Source organism: Bacteroidales bacterium, from assembly GCA_012517825.1.
Classification (GTDB): Bacteria; Bacteroidota; Bacteroidia; order Bacteroidales; family JAAYUG01; genus JAAYUG01.
Genome location: JAAYUG010000165.1, coordinates 1 through 2,723, shown reverse-complemented (window position 1 = coordinate 2,723; position 2,723 = coordinate 1). Strand labels below are relative to the sequence as shown.

Sequence of the window (2,723 nt, the reverse complement as noted above, 5' to 3'; positions counted from 1 at the left end):
TATCCCGCGGACAGGCTTGTTCAGGGTAAGTTTTTCCTGCCCGTTTCCTTTTCCGAACATGGCCAGAACAATTCCTCCCATGGTCAGAAGCAGGGCAGTTGTATTTTTTATGTCCATCGTTTCGCCCAGGATGATCCAGCCGAACAGTGCCGCAAGGGCAGGGGCCAGGGTCATAACTAGCATCGAAAACCACGAGCCGACAATAACGTATGAATGAAAAAGAAAATAATCGCCCATCACAAAACCTATCAGCCCCGATAAAGAAAGCCATATCCAGTTTTGCATGCCGGCATCGGAAGGAAAAAACAATCCCCTGTGAAAAAGGGTGAAGGTGCTCAGAAACAGAAAACCAATGACCAGCCGGATGATATTTACTGCCAGCGAACCCACCCTGATGCTGGCAAATTCAAACGACAGTGCGGTTATTGTCCAGAAAAGGGCAACCAGTAAGGCCGCAAATTCCCCGTAGTGTGCCTGAATCATTTTTTTGTCTATCAGGGCGCAAAAGTAACCATTTTGAGAAAAGTTCCCAATGGAGACAGCAGGCCGGCATTCACCTGTCGGCACGGTTTTTTAACAACCTGCCATACGGCGGGAAGAAGAATATTTCTTTCTTTGCGCAAACTTTCTGTAAGGATGGTTGTCTTATCAGGTGTTAATTCATTTGTAAGTTATATGAGAAAAAAGAAATTTATTGCATTGGTTGCCGGCCTTTTTGTGTTTTTAGGCGCATTTGCGCAGAATTACCCTGTTCCGCAGGGTGGAAATATGCCAAATGATGGGATTATCCGTGGCAAAATAATTGACGGAAAGGACAATACGCCAATAGAATACGCCAGCGTTGCCCTGTACAATGTCAGGGATTCTTCTCTGGTAACGGGAACTATCACCGGACAGGACGGGAGTTTTGTTTTGAATAAATTGCCCTATGGACGGTATTATGTGGAGGTTACCTTTGTGGGATTCAAGAAGATGCGCCATAACGGAATCATTGTTTCCCCGCGGCAGAAAGAAGTCAACATTGGTGAACTGCACATTGAGGAGCTTGTCCAGGCTTTGAAGGAAGTCGAGGTGATCGGAAACCAGAACAGGCTGGAGTATAAAATTGACAAAAAGGTGGTGCAGGTGAGCCAGGATATTGTTTCTTCAGGAGGTACAGCAGTTGAAGTACTCGAAAACACTCCTTCGGTTACCGTTGATGTGGACGGGAATGTGCAACTGCGAGGCAGTTCAAATTTCACCGTTCTTATTGACGGGAAACCCAGTGTCCTCAAGGGAACGGAAGCCCTGCAGCAGATACCGGCCAGTACCATTCAAAGCATCGAAATCATTACGAATCCTTCTGCCAAGTACGACCCGGAAGGGGTGGCAGGCATTATCAATGTGGTGATGAAAAAATCAAAGATTACCGGCGTCAGCGGTATTCTCAACACCACAGCCGGTATCACCCACAAGCAATACTCCACCGATCTTCTCCTCAATTATAAGGTGGGGAAATTTAACTTTTTTGCGGGAGGCGACTGGATGGATTTCAGCAACCCGGGGTCAGGCAAAATGCGCAGAGAGAATTACCTCGGACCGGATACAACGTTCTTTCTCATTAACAACAATAAGGGAGATATGAACAGAAAAGGCTATTCGGTGCGGGGGGGGTTTGACTATAACGCCACTGATAATACCACGGTTTCTCTTTCCGGTGAATACGGAAGCCGCTCGTTTGGGCGAATGACAACAGGTAAATACCACCAGTACACAGAACCCCTGTTTCTGAATAAGTATTATATACAGTCAAGTGGTTTTGACCGTTCCAACGATTTTTCAAGCCTTTACCTGAATTTCCAGCACAAGTTTGACAAGCCCGGACATACGCTCGATGGTTTGGTGTTCTACTCTTATGAAAAAGATGATGAATCTAATCCATTAACTGAAACATTCACAGATGCTTTGTGGAATGCTGTCGATTCCATTATTCCTATCCGTTCGAGGGCACTTGAAGGAGGAACGGAGAACGACTGGCGGGTGAAACTCGATTATGTGTACCCCATTACCGACAAAAGCAAACTGGAAGCAGGCTATCAGGGGCGTTTTGAGGATGAGGTCCATAGCTATTCTTATGACAATTATGATCCGGATACCAAAACATGGATTACGGATCCCAATCAGATCAACAAACATGACTTTGTCAACAACATTCAGTCGTTGTACGCCATTTACAGTAATGAACTGAAATGGGTCAGTTTCCAGGTAGGTTTGCGGGCTGAATACACCGATCGCCTCATTAAATCACTGGTTATAGAGGAAAAATATCCATATGAAAAGCTTGATTTCTTTCCGTCGTTCCATCTTTCCAAATCTTTTAAGAACAATCAGCAGGTATTGTTCAGCTATAGCCGGCGTCTGAACAGGCCGCGCAGTTTCTTCCTTGATCCGTTTCCAACCTATATGGACCCGCTCAACATGCAGAAAGGGAATCCTGCTCTGGAACCGGAATACATTAATTCATACGAACTCAGCTACCAGAGAAATATCAAAATGATACAGCTTTCGGTGGAAGGGTATTACCGTCAGACCAACAATATGATTACTAACATCAGCAAGCCTCTCGAAACCAATCCTCTGGTGATGGTGCGTACTTTCGATAACTTCAACAAAAGTGCCTCAACCGGTGTGGAACTGATGGCCAATGCTGCCCTTTCAAAATCCATTCAGGTAAGTCTTACTGG

Annotated in this window: 2 protein-coding genes; one reads left to right on the top strand and one right to left on the bottom strand. The window is 45.4% G+C overall.

Translation table 11 applies throughout. The features are described from left to right. On the bottom strand, window positions 1–483 hold a 483-nt coding region (locus GX419_11550), incomplete at its 3' end, for a DMT family transporter (GenBank protein NLI25328.1). A gap of 192 nt (window positions 484–675) precedes the next feature. On the opposite strand from GX419_11550, the gene GX419_11545 reads away from it, so the two are divergent. After that, window positions 676–2,723, top strand: a 2,048-nt coding sequence (locus tag GX419_11545) for a TonB-dependent receptor (protein NLI25327.1), incomplete at its 3' end; no start/stop codon positions are given.